Origin of the sequence: Janibacter sp. GXQ6167, from assembly GCF_041365945.1 — a bacterium.
In the GTDB taxonomy this organism is placed as follows: Bacteria; Actinomycetota; Actinomycetes; order Actinomycetales; family Dermatophilaceae; genus JBGFSK01.
The window spans coordinates 437,540-458,283 of record NZ_JBGFSK010000001.1 but is presented as its reverse complement, the minus strand read 5'-3'; the positions used below and the strand labels follow the sequence as shown (position 1 = coordinate 458,283).

Here is a 20,744-nt window from a genome sequence, read left to right as displayed (position 1 = left end):
GCAAATGCCCGGGCATTTTTTGCGGCAAATGCCCGGGCATTTGCGAAAGCGGCGGATCGGGGAGGGCCCCAGGGTGTCGCTCACCTGCCGGAAGGGGGAAGGCGGTCGCCGGTTGGTCCTCGCGCCGCCTCATCCGTCATAGTGGTGTGTGATCGCGCTCACAAGGCGCACCCACCGCAGCGTCGCGGGGCCCCTTCTTGGCATCTCGCGGCACCGCCAAGAGGAGGACCCCACCCATGACCTCGACCTCGACCGCCCCGACGACCGCCGCTGCCGGCGACCAGCCCGCGAGCGCGGAGAGCCCGGCGAAGGCCCCGCAGTCGACCGGTCGGCCGGAGCTCTATCGCGCGGAGCACCCGGTGCGTTTCGTGACGGCGTCCTCCCTCTTCGATGGCCATGACGCCTCGATCAACATCATGCGGCGCATCCTGCAGAGCCAGGGTGCCGAAGTGGTCCACCTGGGGCACAACCGCGCGGTCTCCGAAGTGGTGGACGCGGCGATTGATGAGGACGCGCAGGGCATCGCGGTGAGCTCGTATCAGGGCGGTCACGTCGAGTACTTCGAGTACCTCGTGGAGTTGCTGAAAGAGCGCGGGGCCTCGCATATCAAGGTCTACGGCGGTGGCGGCGGCGTGATCGTCCCGGCCGAGATCGAGCGCCTGCGTGAGTCTGGCGTGCACATCTTCTCCCCCGAGGACGGGCAGCGACTCGGCCTTCCGGGCATGATCAACTCCCTCATCCGCGAGTGCGACGTCGACCTCTGGGCCACCCACCCGGTCACCGTCGACGATGTGCTCGGCGGCGATCGCACCGCCCTCGCTCGGGCCATCACCGGTGCCGAACTCGGACATCTCGACGATGACTTCCGCGAGCGGATCGCGACGGCCGCCGCCGGGTCGCATGCCCCGGTGCTCGGTCTGACCGGCACCGGCGGGTCCGGCAAATCCTCGCTGACCGATGAGATCGTGCGCCGTTTCCGCGTCGACCAGGGTGACTCCCTTCGCATCGCGGTGATCGCCGTCGACCCCACTCGGCGGAAGGGGGGAGGCGCGCTCCTCGGTGACCGTATCCGGATGAACGCCCTGCAAGAGAAGGCCGACGGCACGCTCCCGGTGTACTTCCGCTCGCTCGCGACCCGCGGCAACCACGAAGTGCCGGCTGCCCTCACGACAGTCATCGATCTCGTCAAGGCCGCCGGGTACGACCTGGTCATTGTCGAGACCCCCGGCATCGGTCAGGGCGACGCCGCGATCGTGCCTTACGTGGACATCCCGATGTACGTGATGACTCCAGACTTCGGGGCCGCGAGCCAACTCGAGAAGATCGACATGCTCGACTTCGCCGAGGTCGTCGCGATCAACAAGTTCGAGCGGCGCGGCGCCGCGGACGCGATGCGCGATGTCGGACGGCAGTTGGTCCGCAATCGCGAGGCATTCGGCCAAAAGCCCGAGGACATGCCGGTCTTCGGGACCTCAGCAGCGACCTTCGCCGATGACGGCGTGACGGCGCTCTACCAGCACCTGCGGGATCTGCTCGCCGAACGCGGGCTCCCGGTGGTCGAGGGCAGTCTCCCGCGCGTCGACACCAAGCGCTCCACCCGGATCAGCCAGGTCGTCCCGCCCGCTCGGGTTCGCTACCTCGCCGAAATCGCCGAGACCGTGCGCGGTTACCACGCGCAGACCGCGGAGCTCGCCGAGACAGCTCGCCGGATCCAACGGCTCACCCTGGTCGATGACGAACTCGCCGCGGCGGGACACACCGACCACGGTGTCGACCAACTCCTCGACGCCGCCCGCGCCGACCTCCCCACCGAGATCGCTGAGCAGATCGAGGCCTGGCCCTCGGTCGTCGAGGCCTACTCCGGTGAGGAGCAGATCAGCACCGTGCGCGGCAAGGAGATCCGCACACGCCTCACGCGAGAGTCGCTGTCGGGCAACGCGATTCCGCGTGTGGCGCTCCCCCGCTACAGCGACCACGGAGACCTCGTCTCCTTCTGGCGGCGGGAGAACCTGCCCGGCTTCTACCCCTTCACCGCTGGGGTCTTCCCCTTCAAGCGCGAGGGCGAAGACCCGGCGCGCATGTTCGCCGGCGAGGGCGACCCCTTCCGGACCAACCGGCGCTTCCGGCTGCTCTCGAAGGGGCAGTCCGCCACTCGCCTGTCGACCGCCTTCGACTCGGTCACCCTTTACGGCCGCGACCCCGGCGAGCGCCCGGACATCTACGGCAAGGTCGGCACCTCCGGGGTCTCGGTCGCGACGCTCGATGACATGAAGGCGCTCTACGACGGTTTTGACCTGCTCGCGCCGACGACGAGCGTGTCCATGACGATCAACGGCCCTGCGCCGACGGTGCTCGCCTTCTTCCTCAACACCGCGATCGACCAGGCCCTCGACGCCTTCCGCGAGCGCGAAGGGCGTGAACCGAGCGGCGCCGAAGCCGATGAGGTCCGCGCGAACGCCCTCGCGACCGTGCGCGGCACCGTCCAGGCGGACATCTTGAAGGAGGACCAGGGCCAAAACACCTGCCTGTTCTCCACGGAGTTCTCACTGCGGATGATGGCCGACATCCAGGAGTGGTTCATCGAGCAGCAGGTCCAGGGCTTCTACTCGGTCTCGATCAGCGGCTATCACATCGCCGAAGCCGGGGCGAACCCGATCAGCCAGCTCGCCTTCACCCTCGCCAATGGCTTCACCTATGTCGAGGCGTACCTCGCGCGGGGCATGGACATCGATGCCTTCGCCCCCAACCTGTCCTTCTTCTTCTCCTCCGGCATGGACCCGGAGTACTCGGTCCTCGGACGGGTGGCGCGCCGCATCTGGGCGGTGACGATGAAGGAGAAGTACGGAGCGAGCGAGCGCAGCCAGAAGCTCAAGTACCACATCCAAACGAGCGGCCGGAGTCTGCACGCGCAGGAGATGGACTTCAACGATGTGCGCACCACCCTGCAAGCGCTTAATGCCCTCTACGACAACGCAAACTCCTTGCACACCAACGCCTACGACGAGGCGATCACGACCCCGTCGTCGGAGTCGGTGCGCCGGGCGCTCGCGATCCAGCTGATCATCACCCGAGAGTGGGGCCTGTCGACGAACGAGAACCCGCTGCAGGGCTCCTTCATCATCGATGAACTCACCGATCTGGTCGAAGAGGCGGTGCTCACCGAGTTCGACCGGATCAGCGAGCGCGGCGGCGTGCTGGGTGCGATGGAGACCGGGTACCAGCGGGGTCGGATCCAGGACGAGTCGATGCTCTACGAGCACCGCAAGCACGACGGCTCATTGCCGATCATCGGGGTCAACACCTTCCTGCGTGACGACGCCGAGGGTCCGGCCGAAGAGGTCGAACTGGCCCGAGCCACCGAGTCGGAGAAGCAGTCGCAGCTCACGCGAGTGCGCGAGTTCCAGGCCGCGCACGCCGATGAGGCCGCCGAGGCGATCGCGGCCCTGAAGGACGCAGCCATGAGCGGCGACAACGTCTTCGCCGTGCTCATGGACGCTGCCCGCGTGTGCACGCTCCAACAGGTCACCGACGCCTTCTTCGAGGTCGGCGGCCAGTACCGCCGCAACGTCTAAGCCGCCGGCGCCTCCCGCCGACCACCCGCGGGGTGCCTAGGACATGGGGGCGGCTTCCAGGGCGGCGGCGAAGCGCTGCATCCCCGCGATCCAGCGGTCGTAGTCGGCGCCCTTGCCGCGGAAGTACTCGAGCACTTCCGGGTGCGGCAGGATCAGGAAGTCCTCCGCAGCGATCCCGGCGATCACCGAGTCCGCCACCTGCTGAGCCGTCAGCACGGCGCCGGCTGCGGCCACCGCCCGCGTCGGCAGTTCCGCCTCCGAGCCGGGCACTGACCCCTCGCGCAGCAGAGGAGTGTCCACGCCCATCGGGCAGAGGCAGCTCACGCCAACCCCCTTCGCGCCGTAGGTGACCGCGAGCCATTCGGCGAAGGCCACCGCTCCGTGCTTCGTGACGGCGTACGTGGCCGACCCGACCTGCGTCAGCAGCCCAGCGGCCGATGCGGTGGTGACGAAATACCCGCGGCCACGCTCGACCCACCCGGGCACCAGCAGCCGCGCGGCACGCACATGCGCCATCACATTGATTTCGATCGTGCGCTGCCACTGCTCGTCCGTCGCGTCCAGACCTGCGCCCCCGCCGATCCCAGCGTTAGCGACGAAGAGGTCCACCGGCCCGAAGTCTCGCTCCGCTGCCCGGATGCACCGCTGCAGGTCCACCTCATTGGAGGCGTCACCCGCGACGGCAAGGATCCGGCCGCGGTACTCACCCGCGAGGCGCTCGGCCTCCCCTTCGAGCCGCGCCCGGTCGAGATCGGTGATGAGCACCGAGGCACCCTCCTCAAGGAGGCGCTCGGCGACGGCGAGCCCAATCCCTCCGGCAGCTCCGGTGACGATGGCGACCTGGTGAGTGACGTTCATGCGGGGTCCTTCCGAGGCGAAGAGGGTGCGTCGTTTTCAAGGCGAAGGGCGTTGGCCCACAGGCGGGTACAGGTCTCGACGAGCTCATCCATCGGCGCGCTCTCGCCCAACCCGAAGACGCGGTAGGCCATCCGGCCGACCATCCCGGACAGTGCCTGCGCCGCAAGCACCGGGTCCAGGGCCGGGTCGGCGTGGCCGGCACGTTGGAGGCGCTCGATGGCGCGGGCGTTGCGCTCGGCGAAGGCGGCGCTGCGCTGGCGCCGGATCTCTCGGAAGCGTGGATCGGCCGCAGCCACCTGCTCAAGAATCATCATCAGCCGGGCGTTGCGCTCGTAGGCCTGGAAGTAGGCGAGGTTCGCGGCGCGGATCTGCTCGACCGGCGAATCCTCTCGCCGCGGCATCTCCGGATAGAGCAGGTCGTCCTTGGCCGCATCAATAACCGCGCGGAAGATCTCGTCCTTGCTAGTGAAGTACGTGTAGAAGGTCCCGGTCGCAACGCCTGCCTCGGCGGGGATGTCGGCGAGCCGCGTGCCGAGGTACCCGTCGCGCTCGAAGATCGTGCGGGCCGCGGCGACGAGGGCGGCCCGAGTCCGCGCCCCGCGCGCGGTCTGTGGCCGAGGACGAAAGCTCGAGGTGTCCGCGAGCGGAGGAAGCACCTCCTCCGGCGCCGCCTCCGTCTCGGCGGCAGTCTCGGACGACCGAGCGGTCACGGCAGGACCAATACCTTGCCCGTCGCCTGTCGCGTTTCGAGCGCCTGGAGGGCCTCGCCGACTCGATCGAGCGGGAAGGTCGGGCCGATGATCGGGCGCAGCGTCCCGCCGGCGAGATGCGGGAGCATCGCCTCCCATTGGCTACCGACATGACCGGGCCGGGGCAAGGAGTAGGCGCCCCAGCCGACGCCGACGACCGCGATGTTGTTCAGCAGAAGGCGGTTCACCTTCACCTCCGGGATGTCACCGGCGGTAAACCCGATGACGAGGAGACGGCCGTGCTCGCGCAGCGTCCGCAGCGAATCGGTGAAGCGACCCCCGCCGACCGGATCGACGACGATATCGATGCTTCGCCCGACGGCATCCCGGAAGCCGTCGGCGAGGACGACCTCGTCTGCGCCCGCGGCCCGCGCGACCTCCCCCTTCTCCTCGGTGGAAACGACGGCGACCACGCGCTCGGCGCCGAAGGCCTTGGCCACCTGGATCGCGGCGGTCCCGACACCCCCGGCAGCGCCGTGGACCAGGACACTCTCGCCGCCGCGCAGCCCACCGCGCTCGACGAGGGCGAAGTAGGCGGTGCCGTAGTTGAAGAGGAACGCCGCGCCTTCGTGCATGCCGACGGAGTCGGGCAGTTTGAAGGTGAGGTGCGGTGCTGCTTGCACCCGCTCGGCCAGCCCGCCGAGAAGGGAGAGCGCGCAGACTCGGTCACCGACGGCGAGGTCGCTACCCTCCGGGACCCCTTCGACCACTCCGGCGACCTCTGCCCCCGGGACAAACGGCAACTCGGGCTTGAACTGGTAGAGCCCACGGGTCTGTAACAGCTCCGGGAAGGCGACGCCGGCGGCCTCCACGCGGATCGTGACCAGGCTCGGATCACTCGGGTCGGGCAGATCGACGATCTGGACCGCATCGGGTCCGTCAAGAGTGCTGATCTGGGCGGCGCGCATGAAGATGCCCCTTCGCATCGGTGGTGAAACCTCAGCCGGTTCCCCGGCACATGACGGCGACGCTAGACGAACCTGAATCCTGATTCAAGTATGCGCCCATCGCTGCGACCGCCTTCTGGCTCACCAGACTTCGCTACCGTCGATCAGATGCGGACCCGGATCGATGACCTCGGCACGGCCCTCACGCTGCCAGCGCGCCCTGAGCGACTCGTGAGCCTCGTCCCCTCCCTTACCGAGGCTCTCGCCGTCAGCGTCCCCGATCGGCTTGTCGGGGCGACGCAGTGGTGTACTCACCCGCCAGATCTCGACGTCGCCCGGGTGCGCGGTACCAAAAACCCCGACCTCGCCGCCATCGCCGACCTCTCCCCCGACCTCGTCATCGCCAACCGCGAGGAGAACCGCGAGCTCGACGTTCGCCGCCTTCGGGAGCGCGGCATCGCCGTCTGGGTCACGGAGATCGAAACCGTGCCGCAGGCGCTGACCTCGATGGGCCGGCTCTTTACCGAAGCTCTCGGCTCCGATCGTCCGGGCTGGCTCGACGAGGCCGCCCGCGCCTGGGGCACCGACGAGGAGCCGGCGAACCCTCCAGAAGGGGGACCGACTGTCGCCGTGGCCATCTGGCGCGACCCGTGGATGGCCGTCGGCCCGCGCACCTACACCCAAGACCTGGTGCACCGGCTCGGATGGCGCAACGCCTTCGCGACCCATGCCGATCGCTACCCTCACGTAGACCTCGGTGACCTTGACCGGCCGGAGATCGACCTCGTCCTGCTGCCCGACGAGCCCTACGAGTTCACCGCTACCGACGGTCCAGAAGCCTTCTCCCGCACTGAAACTCACCTCGTCAGCGGGCGGCTGCTCACCTGGTACGGACCCGCGATGGTCGAGGCGCACGCGCGCCTGCCGCGCCCTCAGGCGTAGACACACGACGAAGGGGGTGAGCCCGAGCTCACCCCCTTCGCTCCCTCCCCGGCTAGCGGCGCGGGAAGCGCATGGCCTCGTAGGCGTTGACGATGCCGTCACCATAGAAGCCGTTGAAGGCAGCACCGCCGACGCACTCGGCGTTGAACCGCGACGCGAGCCCCGGGTAGGTGAAGAGGCGCGGCTCCGGGCACGGCGTGTCGACCGCGGTACCCATGAGGATCTGACGGGTCCGGTTGGCGTCGAGCGTGAAGCCCTGCTTGCCCTGGACTCGACCGAAGCGAGAAACGATCAGGGCCGCGACACCGGCGGCGTGCGGGGAAGCCATCGAGGTGCCCTGGTAGTACTCGTAGTACCCACACTCGGTCTTGGAGCCCTTGCCCTTGCCGGTCGTGCGGCAGTCCTTGAGGACCCACCCTTCGCCGTCTTCGGTGATGTTGCCGTCGGCGTCGACCGAGCCCTCCTCCTGGAGCACCTTCAGCGGGACGGTGGAAAGGATCAGGTTGCCAGGCGTCGCGTACTGGTCGGTGCCGTAGTGGTCGCGGTAGTCGCCGCCGGGCGCAGAGACCTCGATCTCACCCGAGTGGATGTCGGTGGTGTAGTTCGAGTAGTACGCCTTGCGCTTGGTCGGGCCCACCGAGGAGACGCCGATGACGTGCGGGCCTTCGACCGGCAGGTCGAAGCAGGTCGCATTGTCGATCGTGCGCGGGTACTCGTTGCCCTCCGGGTAGTCCGGGCTGGAGGTGTCCGTGCCGGGGTTCGCCAGATCGGTGTACGAGTTCCCGAGAGCGCCGACGAGAGTGACGTTCTTCTTGTGGGCATAGGTCAGCGCTCGGGTCATCGACTCGATGATGAGATTCTGCTCCTGCGCCGCCTCGTCGTTGTCCTCCGGCGCCCCATCGAGGCAGTTGTAGGCCCACGGGTCGACGTAGAAGCTCATGTTGACGACGTCCAGGCCAGCGTCCGCGGAGTAGGTGAGCGCGTTCACGACCGGGCCGACGAAGAAGTAGCCACTGTCCTGACCGGCGCGCACGTTGACGATCGAGACGTCCGGGGCGACGCCGGAGACGCCCATCCCGTTCTTCGCGGCAGCGATGGTCCCGGCGACGTGGGTGCCGTGGCCGCCTTCGTCGACATCGGCCGGGTCGACGCAGTTCGAGGTCTCACACGGACCATCGATGTCCGGCATGTCGGTGACGAAGTTGCGTGAGAGCTTGCGGTCGAAGTTGGGCTTGATGTCCGGGTGGCTCGCGTCGACGCCGGTGTCCATGACACCGACCTTGACGCGCTTGTCGCCGGATTCGATCTTGTGGGCGGCGGAGACGTCGAGCATGTCCATGCCCCAGAGGAGGTGGTCGAGCGGGTCGGCCTTCTTGCCCTTCTTGTACCGGCCGTGACCGTTGCCCTTGCCCTTGCCGCCCTTGTTGTTGGACTCAAAGCGCGGGCGCATGATCGCGTCGCGGTTGCGCTCCGCAACTCGCTTGGGGGCGCGTCCGACGACCCCCTCGGTAGCGGCGCCGTAAACCCCCTTCATCGCCCTGGCGGACTTGGCGAAGTTCGCCCGGTCGCTGCTGACGATCACCAGTCCGACGGCCTCGTTGACGGAGGTCACGGTGGCGCCCTTGGCCTCCAGGTCGTCGGCGACTTTCTGCGCGCTGACGCCCTGGTCGGCGAGCACCACGTAGTTGGTGTCCTTACCCGTGGCCGCTCCAAGCGGCACTGCGGCGGGGGCGGCGCTGGCCGACGCCGTGACCATTCCGGCGCTCACTAGGCCAAGTGCCGCGACCATCGACAGGATGCGGGGATGGCGCATCGTTTCCTCCTCGTGGCGAAACGTGGCGCAGGGGATTCGCCACCAGAGCACTGTATGCGCTGGGTCACAATCCTGTGAAGGGCGGTGCGCCGAGAGGTTAATTCTTTCCGTCGTCGGGTAGGGCCTCGGCGAGAATCTGGTCGAAGATGCGCGCTACCTCTCGAGCCCCGCGGTCCTTTACGTCATGGATCGGGGTAAACGACCCCTGGGCGCGCTGGATGGCGGTGCGCTCGGGGATCTGCTCGGCGAGGACCGATGAGCCGAAGACCGAGGCCAATTCCTCGGTCCGATACCGGTGTTCGCTCAGGTGGCCGCGGGCGCGGTTGACGAGGATGCCGAGGAGATGGAGGTCGGGGTTGTCGTCCTCGCGGATGCTGGCGACGGCGCGCAGCGCCCGCTCTGCGGCGTTCACGGCGAAGACCCCGGGCTCGGTGACGATCAGCGCGCGGTCCGCGGCGGCCAGCCCAATGCGGGTAAGCCCGCCCATCGACGGCGGGCAGTCGACGATGACCACGTCGTAATCGGCCTCGACCTTGGCGAGGACCCTTCGCAGCGCGGTCGTCTCGCGGGGACCGAGATCGGTCCGATCATCGTGCATGAGTCCGGCTCCGCCGATCGCCACATCGACCGGGGCTCCATCGCGGGACCATTCGCTGGCGCGAATCGCCGCGCTGAGCACCGTGCGTTTGGGCCGGTCGATGACGTCGGCGAGGGTGCCGGAATCGCTCCCGACGACGCCGAGCCCGAAGGTCGCATCGCCTTGTGGGTCGAGATCGACGATCAGCGTCCGCACGCCGCGCGACCGGGCCGCCGAGGCAAGCCCCATCACGACGGAGGTCTTGCCGACCCCGCCCTTCCAACTGCAGACCGCGATGGTGGTCACGCCAGCCACCCTAGTGGGGGAACCCCGGGGAAACGCGGCGCCGCCACACCGGTCCTTACCGAGGTGGCGGCGCCGCGTTACGACCCGTGGGGTCAGGACATCTTGGTCAGGCCGGCGGTGAGACCACCGTCGACCACGAACTCAGCGCCCGTGGAGTAGCTCGACTCGTCGCTCGCGAGGTAGACCACGAGTGCCGAGACCTCATCGGAGTTGGCCCCACGGCCGAGGGGGATGCCGAGGTCCACGGCGTGGAAGCTCTCGGTCATCGCGGTCTCGATGAAGCCTGGGTGGATCGAGTTGACCCGCACCCCAGCCCGGGCGAACTCGAGCGCGACCGACTTCGTGAGACCACGAAGGCCAAACTTGGAGGCGCCGTAGGCGTGCAGGCCGGCGCTGCCGCGCATGCCCTCGACCGAGGAGATGTTGATGACCGAGCCGCCACCGTGCGCCGCGAGATGCGGGACGACGGCGCGGAGGCCATAGAAGGCCCCGGTCAGGTTGATGTCGATGATGCGCTGCCAGGCCTCGTCGGTGGTCTTGGCAAGGGGCGCCATGTCGGCGACACCGGCGTTGTTGACCAGCACATCGAGGCGACCGAAGGTCGAGGTGGCGAGCTCGACGACCTCGACCCACTGCTTCGGGTCGGAGACATCGAGGTGGGCGAAGACGGCCTGGTCGCCGAGTTCCTCGGCGAGCGCGCGCCCTTCCTCATCGGCCACGTCGGCGATGACGACGCGACCCCCTTCGGCCACCAGTGCCCGGGCGTGATGCGCGCCCATGCCACGGGCCCCTCCGGTGACGATGGCGACCTTGTCTTGAACGCGGCTCATGACCACTCCTTATTTCTGACTTCACTCATTAATGAGCGTACTCCTTTTTGAGTGTCATGTCAGAATGGGAGCATGAGTACGCTGGTCATGAGCCGGCGCGAACGCAACAAGGCCGACAAGGCCGCGCGCATCTTCGCCGCCGCTCGAGAACTCTTTATGCGTCATGGCTACGAGGCCGTGACCACGCAGCAGATCGCCGACCACGCCGATGTGGCGGTCGGCACCGTCTTTCGGTACGCGAGCACGAAGGCGGATCTGCTCGCCCGCGTCATGAACGCCGAACTCGCCCGCCCGCAACACGAGACGAGCACCGCCGACGCTCCGGTCGAGGCCGTGATGGACCTGCTCGAGCCCCTCATCGAGGTGGCCCGGACCCAACCGGACAACCTGCTCCACTACCAGCAGATCGTCCTGTTCGACCGGGCCGGCGCTCCTCGGGACGCCGCGCTGTCCGCGATCGACGAGCTCGAGCGCGAGATCGAGACCCTGCTCGGCCGGATCACCGTCACCGAGTCACCTCGTCCCGGCGTCGACCTCACCGAGGCGGCGCGCACCCTCTTCTCCGGTCTCCATATGGCGGTGATCCGGATCGCCCTTGGCCGGCTCGACCCGGACGACTTCGGCGATGTCGTGCGCCAACACGTCGACATCGTCTTGCACGGGCTCCTCACCGACTGATTCACCGCGCGCGGGCCCCCTTCGCCGTGACGAAGGGGGCATCGAGCGTCCCCGGAAACTCCCGAAATCCCCTGGAGTTCCACGAGAAAACGGGAGTTTCCCGAGACGGAGCCAGGCTCGGCGCCCGGCTAGCGCAGTTGCTGGCTGGAGTAACCGAGCAGGCGCCGGGCGACCACGAGCAACTGGATCTGCTGGGTCCCTTCAAAGATGTCGAGGATCTTGGAGTCGCGCGCCCACTTCTCGAGCAGGTGGGTCTCGGCGTAACCGCTCGCGCCGCACAGCTCGACACAGGCGAGGGCGATGTCGACGCAACTGCGCCCCGCCTTGGCCTTGGCCATCGACGCCTCCATCGAGTTGGGCTTGCCGTTATCGGCCATCCACGCCGCGCGCAGGGTGAGCAGGTAGGCCGACTGGTAGTCAGCCTCCATCTGGAGCAACCGAGCGGCCGCGGCGGTCTGCACCGCCGCGGGGCGGTCGGGATCGGCCGTCACGCCCGCCTCGGCGAGCAGGCGAGTGGTCTCGTCCAGGCACGCCCGGGCCAGGCCGCACGCCATGGCCGCGACGAGCGGGCGCGTGTTGTCGAAGGTCTGCATCGCGCCACCGAAGCCCCCTTCGATGCGGATCTCGGGGTCACCGAGGAGGTCCTCGGCGGGCACCCGGCAGTCCTGGAGGCTGAAGGCCGCGGTGTCCGACGAACGGATCCCGAGCTTGTGCTCGAGGCGGACCAGTTTCAGGCCCGGGTTGGAGCGCTCGACGACGAAGGATTTTATCGCCTGCTTACCGAGCGAGCGATCGAGAGTCGCCCAGACGACGACGAGCTCCGCGCGTTCCCCGGCGGTGACGAAGATCTTCTCGCCGTTGAGGACATACTCATCGCCGTCCTTGATCGCGGTGGTGCGGATCGCACCGGAGTCCGAACCGGTGTCCGGCTCGGTGATCGCCATCGCCGCCCACCGCTTGCCATAGCGCGCCTTCTGCTCGTCATTGGCGACCGCAGCGATCGCGGCGTTGCCAAGGCCCTGGCGCGGGATCGACAGGGTGAGCCCGACGTCGCCGCGGCAGGTCTCCATGATCGACAGCGCGGAGGAGAGATTGGCGCCATTGCGGTTACTGCGCTCCCCCTTCTCCTTGCGGCCGGAGCCGACGGCGGGCAACTCGGCATCGGCACGCGTTGAGGCCGACGCCCCGGCGCCCTGACCGGCACCGGAGTCGCTCAGTCCGTCGATCGCTGCGGAGACGAGGTCAAGCTCGGCGGGATAGTCGTGTTCGGCGAGGTCATAGCGTCGCGAGATCGGACGGAACACCTCTTCGGCCAGCATGCGGGCCTGGCCGACGAGGGGGCGGAACTTCTTCGGAACCTCGAGGTCAATCATCTCTTCAGTGGTCTTTCGCGTCGGTCGGAAAAAGTGAGCAGAAGGGGGTCAGATCAGCAAGGAGCCCTCGAGGACGCCGGCGCCCCGGAGGTCGCGGTACCAGCGCTCGTTATCGAACTCCTTGACGAACCCATGCCCCCCGAGCAACTGCACGGCGGACGAGCCGATCTCGGCACCGACCGAGGCGGTAAGACGCCGCGCGGAAGCGATGAGATCCGAGGCGTCCTTCCCCCGGTCGAGGCGAGCAGCCGCCCGCCAGACCACGAGCCGGAGCCCTTCGAGTTCGATCGCGATATCGGCAACGGTGAAGGCGACGGCCTGGCGGTATCCGATCGGTTCGCCGAAGGCGTGCCGCTCGGTGACGTAGGTGCGGACATGATCCAGCACCGCCTGGGCGGTCCCGACGGCCGCAGCGGACCAGGCGAGTCGGGCGCGGCGCACCGCGTCGAGATGGTCGGCGCTCGTTCCGAGCAGATTTGCTACCGGGACGCGCACCCCGCAGAGTTCGAGCCGACCGGTCGCGGCAGCCCGGACCCCCATCGCCGGATCGTCCTGGACGGCGAGGCCATCAACCGCGGCACCCCCTTCGTCCACCCTCTCCACGATCACCAGCCGCGGCTCGTCTCCGACCATCGCCGAGATGACGAAGAGGTCCGCGCTCGCGGCGCCGGGCACGATCGCCTTCACCCCGTCGAGGACGAGATCGCCGCCTTCGTAGCGTCCCGTCGTGGTCGGCGCGAGCGGGTCGGCCAGCGGCTGCGGCTCCATCAGCGCGAGGGCGGCGACGGCCGGGGTTTCGCTCACCAGTTCGGGTAGGTAGGTGGCCTGCTGGTCCGCCGAGCCATAGGACGCGATCGCGGTTGCGACCGCTGCGGGCGCCATGAGGGCGACGGCAATCCCCATGTCGCCGCGGGCGAGTTCTTCCAGGACCAAGGCGGCGGTGACAGCCGAGCGCTCCTCAGCAATACCGCCGAGAGCTTCGGGCACCCCGACGAGGTGCAGGCCCATTTGCGTCGCTGCGTCGCGGACCTCGGCGGGCACGGCGCGGTCGGTGTCGGCCGCCGAGCCAGCCGGGCGGATCATCTCGTCGGCGAGCTCACGGGCGACCCCTTGGATCATCGCCTGATCCTCGCTCGCGGTGAGGTCGAAGACCGTCCCCGGGCGGACCGGGCGAGGCCGAGCCGGCTCCCCCGACCCCTTCTTCTTCACAAAGGCCTTGCCAGCGACCTGTTGAGCGGCGAACCCCGTCTTCGCGCTGCGGTAGAGATAGCGCCCGAGAGTGCTGCGCACCTTCGGATCCTGCAGGGCCGGCAGGCCCCCGGCCCGCGCCATGAGCCGCAGCCCAATCCGCTGCCCCTTATCGGCCAGGGACGTGTTCTTCGTTGACATCTGGCGCTCAGCCTTCCTCGCAAGGTCCTTCGACGATGAGTCCTCGCGCGCGACATCCGCCCGCGCGAAAGTGTGCGATACCGACAGTACCTGCTACACCTCGTACCGGTAAACCCGTAAGTAACAAGTCGAAGGGGGTGAGGGCCGTCACCGGACCATCACCCCCTTCACCCGCATGCCGCGCGCGTTACGTCCCCGCGGGATTGGTCGCTGGATCGCCCGGGCGCCCAGCATCCTTGTCCACGACGGCGGCGGTGTGTCCACGCCGGTTGATCCGCCGCTCCAGCCGGCTCGCGACCCAGGTCAGGGCGTAATTGATGACGATGAAGATCAGCGCCGCCATCACGAGCGGCTGCAGGGTGTTGCCGCCAGCCGCGAGATTGCGCGACATCTGAAGCAGCTCGGGATAGGTGATGATCGTCCCGAGCGCGCTGTCCTTCAGCACGACCACCAGTTGGCTCACCAGCGCCGGAAGCATCGCCGTGATCGCTTGGGGCAATTGGATCGAGCGCATCGTCTGCCCACGCGTCAGTCCGACCGACAGGCCCGCCTCCGCTTGGCCCTTCGGCAGCGATCCGACGCCCGAGCGCACGAGTTCGGCGATCACCGAGCCGTTATAGAGCGTCAGCGCGGCAACCACGGCGACGAAGGGGTTGATCTGGGCGCTGAAGACGCCGCGGAAGGCGAGGAAGTAGAAGAACGCGATCATCATGATCAGCACCGGGATCCCGCGGAAGAACTCCACGATGGCGCCACTCACCCACCGAATCGCGCGGTGCTGCGACAACCGGCCCATCCCGAAGACCAGGCCGAAGACCATCGCGAGCAGCACCGAGACGATCGCGGCTTGCAAGGTCGCGCGGATGCCGGGGAGGAAGTAGTAGCGCCACGATCGCTCGGTGAACATTGCCGTCCACTTGGCGGCCTCAAGTTCGCCGCGATCGCCCAGGCGCATGAGCGCGATGACGACGAGTGCAGCGAGGACGAGCGCGGAGAAGATCGTGGCGATCAGATAGCGCCGTCGCGCCTTGGGCCCGGGGGCATCGAAGAGGACCGAACTGCTCATCGCTTCACCGCCAACTTCTGCGAGAGGGCGGTTAAACCCACCCCAATCGGCAGCGTGAGGCAGAGGAAGAAGACCGCGATGAGCAGGAAGAGCTGCCAGATGAGGTCGGGTCGGAACTCGATCCCCTCACGCATGAAGACCGATGCCTGCTGGACCCCGATGATCGACGCCACGGTGGTGTTCTTGATCAAGGCGATCAGCACCGACGCAAGCGGAGCGATCGCGCCGCGGAAGGCCTGCGGGAGCACCACATAGCGCAGAGACTGGCCGAAGCCGAGCCCGATCGAGCGCGCCGCCTCGGCCTGCCCCGGCGGAACCGTGTTGACCCCGGACCGCAGCGCTTCACACACGAAGGCTGCGTGGTAGATCGACAATCCGAAGATCGCCCACCGGATGGCCTCGTCCACCAAGAAGGTGGGGCTCTCTTGGTTGGCGATCGAGATCCCAAGGCGCGTGCCGAGCACCGTCAGGGAGAAGAGGACCACCAGCGTCAAGGGGGTGTTGCGCACGGTGTTGACGTAGAAGGCGCCGACTTCGTTCAGGATGCGGACCGGGCTCACCCGCATGATCGCAAGGAGCGTGCCGAGAAGGCCCGCCCAGAGAGCCGACCATAGCGACAGCTTGATCGTCATCCAAAAGTAGCTCCACACATCAAATTGCTGGAACAACTCCTGCATTGCGTCGTCACACCCCTTCCAGGTCCGTCAACAAAAGAGCGCCGCCGGTGGGCGGGAAGGGCGAGACAACCCCCTTCCCGCCCACCTGCGGGTGGATGCCTTAGGAGCAGGCGTCGAGCTTCGGCGGGTTGGTCTCGGTGTCGACCTTGAAGCCGGCCGGCCCGAAGTTGTCATCCACGGCCTTTTGCCACGCTCCGTCGCTCACCATCTTCTCCAGCGCCTTGTTGACGCTCTCGCAGAGTGCGGTGTCGCCCTTCTTCAGGCCGACGCCGTAGCGCTCCTCGGAGAAGGTGTTGCCGACGACCTTCAGCTTGCCCTTGTACTGCTCCTGCGCGGCATATCCCGCGAGGATCGTGTTGTCCGTAGTCAGCGCGTCGAGCTGACCGTTGACGAGGCCATCGAGGCACTCCGAGTAGGTGTCGAACTCACGCAGCTGGACCCCCGGGACCTCCTTTTGGACGTTGGCGGCCGAGGTCGAGCCGGACACCGAGCACAGGCGCTTGCCGTCGAGGCCGTCGACTCCGGTGATATCACTGTCCTCGCGCACGAGGAGGTCCTGACCGGCGATGAAGTAGGGGCCGGCGAAGGAGACCTTTTGCTTGCGTTCGTCGGTGATCGAGTAGGTCGCGAAGATCAGGTCGACCTGACCGGTCTCGATGAGGGTCTCGCGCTGGGGGCTCGGCGCTTGGATGAATTCCGGTGTCCGGCCAAGTTCCTTCGCGACATAGTTCGCGACATCGACGTCGAAGCCGGTGTAGTTGCCACCGTCTTGCAGACCCAATCCGGGTTGGTCGAACTTGATCCCGATCTTGATCGGGTCGCCGCCACCTGAACCCGAGCCAGAGCCGGAGTCGTCGGAGCCGCAAGCGGCGAGCCCCACGGTGAACAGCGCGGCGGCGGCCACCGCGGTCATGCGTCGTGCGTTCATCTGTTTTCTCCTTGATCGTGCGACGCCGTCTGCTCGGGCCGCTCGGGGTTGGGTGGTACCTGTTTTCTTCAGGGGACGAAGGGGGGATCGCGCGCTAGTGGGCCAGGATCTTGGCGAGGAAGTCCTGGGCGCGGGCGCTCTGCGGGTTGGTAAAGAACTCCTCGGGCTCGGCCTGCTCGACGATTTGGCCATCGGACATGAAGATGACGCGGTCCGCCGCCTTGCGCGCAAAACCCATCTCGTGGGTGACGACGATCATCGTCATGCCGCTGCGGGCCAGGCCCGTCATCACGTCGAGAACCTCGTTGATCATCTCCGGGTCAAGCGCCGAGGTGGGCTCGTCGAAGAGCATGACCTTGGGGTCCATCGCGAGCGATCGAGCGATCGCCACGCGCTGCTGCTGACCGCCCGAAAGTTGAGCGGGATACTTCTCCGCCTGGGCCTCGACGCCGACGCGGGTGAGCAACTCCATCGCGCGCCGCTCGGCATCGGCCTTCTTCATCTTGCGGACCTTGATCGGCCCGAGGGTGACGTTGTCGAGGATCGTCTTGTGGGCGAAGAGGTTAAAGGACTGGAAGACCATGCCGACATCGGCCCGCAGTTGGGCGAGCTCTTTGCCCTCTTCGGGCAGTGGCTTGCCGTCGACGGTGATCGACCCGGAGCCGATCGTTTCAAGTCGGTTGATCGCCCGGCAGAGCGTGGACTTCCCCGAACCGGACGGACCGATCACGACCACCACCTCGCCCTGATCGACGGTCAGGTTGATGTCCTGAAGGACGTGCAGGTCGCCGAAGTGCTTATTGACGTCCCGGAGGACAACGAGGGGCTCAGCCATGCACCGAACCTAGCGGCGCGACCTGTGATCTGAGCCACTTAGCGCCCCAGGCGTTGTCGAGTCGATACCTGGCTCCGGCGCCCTGGCCAGCGTTACGAGCGCTCCCGGCGGCGGCGAAGCGCATGGATGAGCCACCGGGCGATGCGCATCGTGCGCCAGGAGTACGGTCCGAGCGGGCTACCTCCGCAGACACTCGCGTTCGGCACGCCGTCAAGGGTGATCTGGGACGCGCGAGTGACGCCGGCCCGGTCGACCGGGACACCATCGACGACGATCTGCACGGTCTCGGCGCCGGGTCCGCCTTCATCGCACAGGTGGACCACGCTCGCCCGGATCGTCGGATATGCCGCGCCGTCCAGCCTCCCGTCCACCGACCACACTTGGTCGCGAGAAGACCAGGTGAGGCGCTCGACGGATCGGCCGATCACGGCCCGGTCCGCGGTCAATGACACCCGGCGGAGCCGTGCGTTGACCGCGGAGCGCCGCATCTGTAACCACCCCACCCCGGGCGGAGCCCAGCCGGGAAGGGGGTCGATCAGGGTGACCTTGGCGCCCGGATGGGCTCTTAAGACTCGTCGCGCGATGACGGCCTCCGCGGGCCGCGCTCCCACCATGACGAGGTCCTGCCGCTCGGGCGCGACACCGTCCCCTCGGTGAGCAGAATGCCGAAGCCTCGACGCATAACTAGACACTCCGGTACTCTCACAGTTACAAATTTGACGAACTTTCCCTCGCCCGACGAGTATTTCTCCTGAGACGACATGAACCTTCACGCGATGACCGTGCAGTCCTCATCGTTGCGCGGATACGCCGAGATCGTGTCCGAGCTCGGCGGCGACCCCGAAGCGTGGATCCGGACGGCTTTCCTCCCGCCCGAAGCGCTCACCCGCGACGACCTTGCTCTCCCGGTGATCGCGGTGGGGACACTGCTCGAGGTGACGTCCAAGCGGCTCAACTGCCCGGACCTGGGGCTGCGGCTATCGACCCATCAGGACGAGTCGGTGCTGGGCCCGCTGGCGCTGGCCCTGCAAAACGCCGCGACCGGTTCGGAGGCACTGGACCTGGCCTCGCGATTCCTACGGGTTCACTCTCAGGCCCTCGCCCTCGCGGTCGTCCCGGACCCCGAGTTAGACCTCCGGCGCTTCGGGATCACCCTGTCCATCCCGATGTCGCGCTTCGTCCCGCAGACCGTCGACCTCGGGATTGGCCTGATCCATCGGGCGTGCCAGTCGATCGGCAAGACGATCTACCGGCCCCTCGAAGTGCGCTTCTCCCACCCCCCGCTCGTGGCGGTCGAGGTCTACCAGCAGTACTTCAACATCCCGGTGAGTTTCCGCCACCCGCAACCAATGATCGTTGCCGACTCTGACGGTCTCGACCGCCCGATTGCCGGGAGCGATTCCACCCTGCGCGATCGGGCGCTGGCCCACCTGCGCCGTCAGCGGCTGGGTCAGCTCGATAGCGTCACGGCCGACGCCCGGGTCGCGATCGAGGGCACCCTCGGCATCGAGACGCTCACCCTGCGATCGTGCGCAGAACTCATGGGGATCCACGAGCGCACCCTCCAGCGTCGGCTCGCCAGCGAGGGCCAAAGCTGGGAGTCGCTCATCGCCGAGGTTCGCCAGGAGCGGGTCTACCACCTCTTGACCGAGACGAGCCTGCCCCTGTCGCATGTCTCGGCCCAGGTCGGCTTCGCCGAACAATCCGCTCTCACCCGAGCGAGCCGACGCTGGTGGGGCCTTACGCCGAGCGCCGTGCGCAACCAGGGCCTCACCGATGCCTGCCTCTACCCCCACCCCCTTCCGACGGACATGCGGGCGGTCGTGAAGAAGATCTTCAACCGGGCTTGCAGTGACGACAACGATCCCGGGAGCACCGCAGCCACGCGGACTTCGGCTTCCTAGGGACGTCGCGACCAGCGCGATCGTCCGCGCGTTAGCGCCGCAGAGCGGCCAGCAGCAGGTTCAGCAAGCGCCGCTCGTGCGACCACTTTGACCGGCGACGCCGGGACCGAAGCCCGAGCCGTGGCGCGACATGGCGGCCCTGCGCGAGCTCCTCCACGAGATCGGCGTAGCCCTGGCTCACCCCGTCCCAGGAGTAGGTGTCAGCGCGACGGCGCGCCGCGGTCCGCAACGTGCCCGCGAGATCCCCCTTCTCGATGCGCTGGAGCGTGAGCGCAAGATCCGACGGCGCGGTGAAGAAAAGGCCACTATCGGCGAGCACTTCGCGGTTGAAGACCACGTCGTAGGCGACGCAGACGGCCCCGGCACCCATGGCCCGGAGCAAAGAAGGGTTGGTGCCGCCAACGGAGTGCCCGTGCAGATAACTGGCGCTGTGTTGGTAAAGGTCGTTGAGCAACTCCTGATCCCACACCGACCCGAGGAAGAGCGTGCGGTCATCGGCGGCGTCGTGGATCTGCTGGGTGTATTCGGCGGCGTACGGCGCAGAGCCGACCACGACAAGGGGGAACTCCGCCGCGCTCGCGGTGTACCCCTCGATGATCTCCCGGACGTGATTCTCCGGCTCGAAGCGGGCCACGACGAGATGGAATCGCCCGGGCGTGAGCCCCAGGCGTTCCAACGAATCGCCCGAGGTTGGCGCGACCTCCGGTGCACCGTAGGCGAGGTGGATCGAATCCCGGCCAAACTCTTCGGCGTAATAGGACGCGATTCCCTTGGCATCGCTGATCAGCGCGTTAGCCCAGCGGACGGCAAGGGACTCGGCGACCCGGTAGTACAGCTGCCCGATCAGCCCCCACTTCCCCCGGCGCCACTCGAGCCCATCGACGTGGACGGCGACGGGGATCCCTGCCGAGCGCACCAGCGGCAGCCAGATCGAGTTGGCCGCATTAAAAACGATGACCGAGTCCACGCGATGACGCCGGACATGCAGAAGGGAGGCCAGCGTGTGCGTGAGCGTCTCCAGCACACGGCGACGCACGGCTCGCCGATAGACCAGACGCATGCCCTCGTACTCGGTGAGTTCGGGCTCGCCCGGGCTCCGGCGGCAGTACACGGTCACCTCGAAGCCCTGTTGCACCAAACGCTTGCCGACTTCTTCGACACAGGTCTCGAAGCCGCCGTATCGCGCCGGCACTCCGCGAGTGCCGACCAGAGCGACGGACGCTCGGCGATGTGGCTGCGGCTGCGGTTGCGCGAGGGCCGCGGGTTCGACAGTGCGGCTCCGCTCGACATCGCGATGTTCCTGGATCAGCGGGCTGGCGTCTTGCACCGCGTGAGTCATCGTCCCCCCGTGAGCGCGGTT

The 20,744-nt window shown here is 67.6% G+C and carries 18 protein-coding genes; 4 read left to right on the top strand and 14 right to left on the bottom strand.

The window, feature by feature from the left end; all coding sequences use genetic code 11:
• Nucleotides 1-236 precede the first annotated feature (236 nt).
• Nucleotides 237-3,572, top strand: a complete 3,336-nt coding sequence (icmF, locus tag AB8K43_RS02050) for a fused isobutyryl-CoA mutase/GTPase IcmF (RefSeq protein ID WP_370890836.1) — start codon at nt 237-239, stop codon at nt 3,570-3,572.
• A gap of 36 nt (nt 3,573-3,608) precedes the next feature.
• Here the strand turns inward: icmF and AB8K43_RS02045 are convergent, their stop codons facing one another.
• Genes AB8K43_RS02045 through AB8K43_RS02035 form a run of 3 tightly spaced genes read right to left on the bottom strand, consistent with a single transcriptional unit; the run spans nt 3,609 to nt 6,087 of the window.
• A complete protein-coding gene (locus tag AB8K43_RS02045; RefSeq protein WP_370890834.1) occupies nt 3,609-4,430 on the bottom strand; it encodes an SDR family oxidoreductase in 822 nt (273 codons plus the stop codon).
• Nucleotides 4,427-5,140: a TetR/AcrR family transcriptional regulator gene (locus AB8K43_RS02040; RefSeq protein WP_370890832.1), complete on the bottom strand. Its 714-nt coding sequence runs from the start codon at nt 5,138-5,140 to the stop codon at nt 4,427-4,429. The genes AB8K43_RS02045 and AB8K43_RS02040 overlap by 4 nt, the downstream gene beginning before the upstream one ends.
• Nucleotides 5,137-6,087, bottom strand: a complete 951-nt coding sequence (locus tag AB8K43_RS02035) for an NADPH:quinone oxidoreductase family protein (protein ID WP_370890830.1) — start codon at nt 6,085-6,087, stop codon at nt 5,137-5,139. Before AB8K43_RS02035 ends, AB8K43_RS02040 begins: the two co-directional genes overlap by 4 nt.
• A gap of 147 nt (nt 6,088-6,234) precedes the next feature.
• On the opposite strand from AB8K43_RS02035, the gene AB8K43_RS02030 reads away from it, so the two are divergent.
• On the top strand, nt 6,235-7,008 hold the full coding sequence (locus AB8K43_RS02030; RefSeq protein ID WP_370890828.1) for a helical backbone metal receptor: 774 nt from the start codon (nt 6,235-6,237) through the stop codon (nt 7,006-7,008).
• Nucleotides 7,009-7,060: 52 nt separating this feature from the next.
• Here the strand turns inward: AB8K43_RS02030 and AB8K43_RS02025 are convergent, their stop codons facing one another.
• The 3 genes from AB8K43_RS02025 to AB8K43_RS02015 all read right to left on the bottom strand — a co-directional run bounded on the left by AB8K43_RS02025 (nt 7,061) and on the right by AB8K43_RS02015 (nt 10,534).
• On the bottom strand, nt 7,061-8,821 hold the full coding sequence (locus AB8K43_RS02025) for a S8 family serine peptidase (protein ID WP_370890826.1): 1,761 nt from the start codon (nt 8,819-8,821) through the stop codon (nt 7,061-7,063).
• A gap of 97 nt (nt 8,822-8,918) precedes the next feature.
• Nucleotides 8,919-9,704 carry a ParA family protein gene (locus tag AB8K43_RS02020; RefSeq protein ID WP_370890824.1) on the bottom strand — a complete coding sequence of 262 codons (786 nt, stop codon included), beginning with the start codon at nt 9,702-9,704 and terminating at the stop codon, nt 8,919-8,921.
• A 92-nt stretch (nt 9,705-9,796) separates the two neighbouring features.
• A complete protein-coding gene (locus AB8K43_RS02015) occupies nt 9,797-10,534 on the bottom strand; it encodes a glucose 1-dehydrogenase (protein WP_370890822.1) in 738 nt (245 codons plus the stop codon).
• A 72-nt stretch (nt 10,535-10,606) separates the two neighbouring features.
• On the opposite strand from AB8K43_RS02015, the gene AB8K43_RS02010 reads away from it, so the two are divergent.
• Nucleotides 10,607-11,212: a TetR/AcrR family transcriptional regulator gene (locus tag AB8K43_RS02010; protein ID WP_370890820.1), complete on the top strand. Its 606-nt coding sequence runs from the start codon at nt 10,607-10,609 to the stop codon at nt 11,210-11,212.
• A 128-nt stretch (nt 11,213-11,340) separates the two neighbouring features.
• Here the strand turns inward: AB8K43_RS02010 and AB8K43_RS02005 are convergent, their stop codons facing one another.
• The 7 genes from AB8K43_RS02005 to AB8K43_RS01975 form a co-directional block, all read right to left on the bottom strand.
• Nucleotides 11,341-12,585 (bottom strand): acyl-CoA dehydrogenase family protein, encoded by a 1,245-nt coding sequence (locus AB8K43_RS02005; RefSeq protein WP_370890819.1) that lies wholly within the window; start codon nt 12,583-12,585, stop codon nt 11,341-11,343.
• A 48-nt stretch (nt 12,586-12,633) separates the two neighbouring features.
• Nucleotides 12,634-13,974 carry an acyl-CoA dehydrogenase family protein gene (locus tag AB8K43_RS02000; protein WP_370890817.1) on the bottom strand — a complete coding sequence of 447 codons (1,341 nt, stop codon included), beginning with the start codon at nt 13,972-13,974 and terminating at the stop codon, nt 12,634-12,636.
• Between the two features lie 187 nt (nt 13,975-14,161).
• Complete coding sequence (locus AB8K43_RS01995; protein ID WP_370890815.1) at nt 14,162-15,040, bottom strand: amino acid ABC transporter permease; 879 nt, start codon at nt 15,038-15,040, stop codon at nt 14,162-14,164.
• Nucleotides 15,037-15,717, bottom strand: a complete 681-nt coding sequence (locus AB8K43_RS01990; RefSeq protein WP_370890813.1) for an amino acid ABC transporter permease — start codon at nt 15,715-15,717, stop codon at nt 15,037-15,039. Before AB8K43_RS01990 ends, AB8K43_RS01995 begins: the two co-directional genes overlap by 4 nt.
• Nucleotides 15,718-15,817: 100 nt before the next feature.
• Nucleotides 15,818-16,645 carry a glutamate ABC transporter substrate-binding protein gene (locus AB8K43_RS01985; RefSeq protein ID WP_370890811.1) on the bottom strand — a complete coding sequence of 276 codons (828 nt, stop codon included), beginning with the start codon at nt 16,643-16,645 and terminating at the stop codon, nt 15,818-15,820.
• 94 nt (nt 16,646-16,739) lie between these two features.
• Nucleotides 16,740-17,480 (bottom strand): amino acid ABC transporter ATP-binding protein, encoded by a 741-nt coding sequence (locus AB8K43_RS01980; protein WP_370890809.1) that lies wholly within the window; start codon nt 17,478-17,480, stop codon nt 16,740-16,742.
• 92 nt (nt 17,481-17,572) lie between these two features.
• Nucleotides 17,573-18,091: a hypothetical protein gene (locus tag AB8K43_RS01975; RefSeq protein WP_370890807.1), complete on the bottom strand. Its 519-nt coding sequence runs from the start codon at nt 18,089-18,091 to the stop codon at nt 17,573-17,575.
• Nucleotides 18,092-18,241: 150 nt separating this feature from the next.
• Between AB8K43_RS01975 and AB8K43_RS01970 the strand changes: the two genes are divergently transcribed.
• A complete protein-coding gene (locus AB8K43_RS01970; RefSeq protein WP_370890805.1) occupies nt 18,242-19,384 on the top strand; it encodes an AraC family transcriptional regulator ligand-binding domain-containing protein in 1,143 nt (380 codons plus the stop codon).
• Between the two features lie 31 nt (nt 19,385-19,415).
• Here the strand turns inward: AB8K43_RS01970 and AB8K43_RS01965 are convergent, their stop codons facing one another.
• Nucleotides 19,416-20,723 carry a DUF1972 domain-containing protein gene (locus AB8K43_RS01965; RefSeq protein WP_370890803.1) on the bottom strand — a complete coding sequence of 436 codons (1,308 nt, stop codon included), beginning with the start codon at nt 20,721-20,723 and terminating at the stop codon, nt 19,416-19,418.
• Nucleotides 20,724-20,744: the final 21 nt, after the last annotated feature.

Bases quoted from the DNA above. Each gene is read 5' to 3' on its own strand.
- AB8K43_RS01980 (WP_370890809.1), bottom strand. From the start codon at position 17,480: ATGGCTGAGCCCCTCGTTGTCCTCCGGGACGTCAATAAGCACTTCGGC.
- AB8K43_RS01995 (WP_370890815.1), bottom strand. From the start codon at position 15,040: ATGAGCAGTTCGGTCCTCTTCGATGCCCCCGGGCCCAAGGCGCGACGG.
- AB8K43_RS01965 (WP_370890803.1), bottom strand. From the start codon at position 20,723: ATGACTCACGCGGTGCAAGACGCCAGCCCGCTGATCCAGGAACATCGC.
- AB8K43_RS01985 (WP_370890811.1), bottom strand. From the start codon at position 16,645: ATGAACGCACGACGCATGACCGCGGTGGCCGCCGCCGCGCTGTTCACC.
- AB8K43_RS02000 (WP_370890817.1), bottom strand. From the start codon at position 13,974: ATGTCAACGAAGAACACGTCCCTGGCCGATAAGGGGCAGCGGATTGGG.
- AB8K43_RS01970 (WP_370890805.1), top strand. From the start codon at position 18,242: ATGAACCTTCACGCGATGACCGTGCAGTCCTCATCGTTGCGCGGATAC.
- icmF (WP_370890836.1), top strand. From the start codon at position 237: ATGACCTCGACCTCGACCGCCCCGACGACCGCCGCTGCCGGCGACCAG.
- AB8K43_RS02035 (WP_370890830.1), bottom strand. From the start codon at position 6,087: ATGCGCGCCGCCCAGATCAGCACTCTTGACGGACCCGATGCGGTCCAG.
- AB8K43_RS02030 (WP_370890828.1), top strand. From the start codon at position 6,235: ATGCGGACCCGGATCGATGACCTCGGCACGGCCCTCACGCTGCCAGCG.
- AB8K43_RS02045 (WP_370890834.1), bottom strand. From the start codon at position 4,430: ATGAACGTCACTCACCAGGTCGCCATCGTCACCGGAGCTGCCGGAGGG.
- AB8K43_RS02015 (WP_370890822.1), bottom strand. From the start codon at position 10,534: ATGAGCCGCGTTCAAGACAAGGTCGCCATCGTCACCGGAGGGGCCCGT.
- AB8K43_RS02025 (WP_370890826.1), bottom strand. From the start codon at position 8,821: ATGCGCCATCCCCGCATCCTGTCGATGGTCGCGGCACTTGGCCTAGTG.
- AB8K43_RS02005 (WP_370890819.1), bottom strand. From the start codon at position 12,585: ATGATTGACCTCGAGGTTCCGAAGAAGTTCCGCCCCCTCGTCGGCCAG.
- AB8K43_RS02010 (WP_370890820.1), top strand. From the start codon at position 10,607: ATGAGTACGCTGGTCATGAGCCGGCGCGAACGCAACAAGGCCGACAAG.
- AB8K43_RS01990 (WP_370890813.1), bottom strand. From the start codon at position 15,717: ATGCAGGAGTTGTTCCAGCAATTTGATGTGTGGAGCTACTTTTGGATG.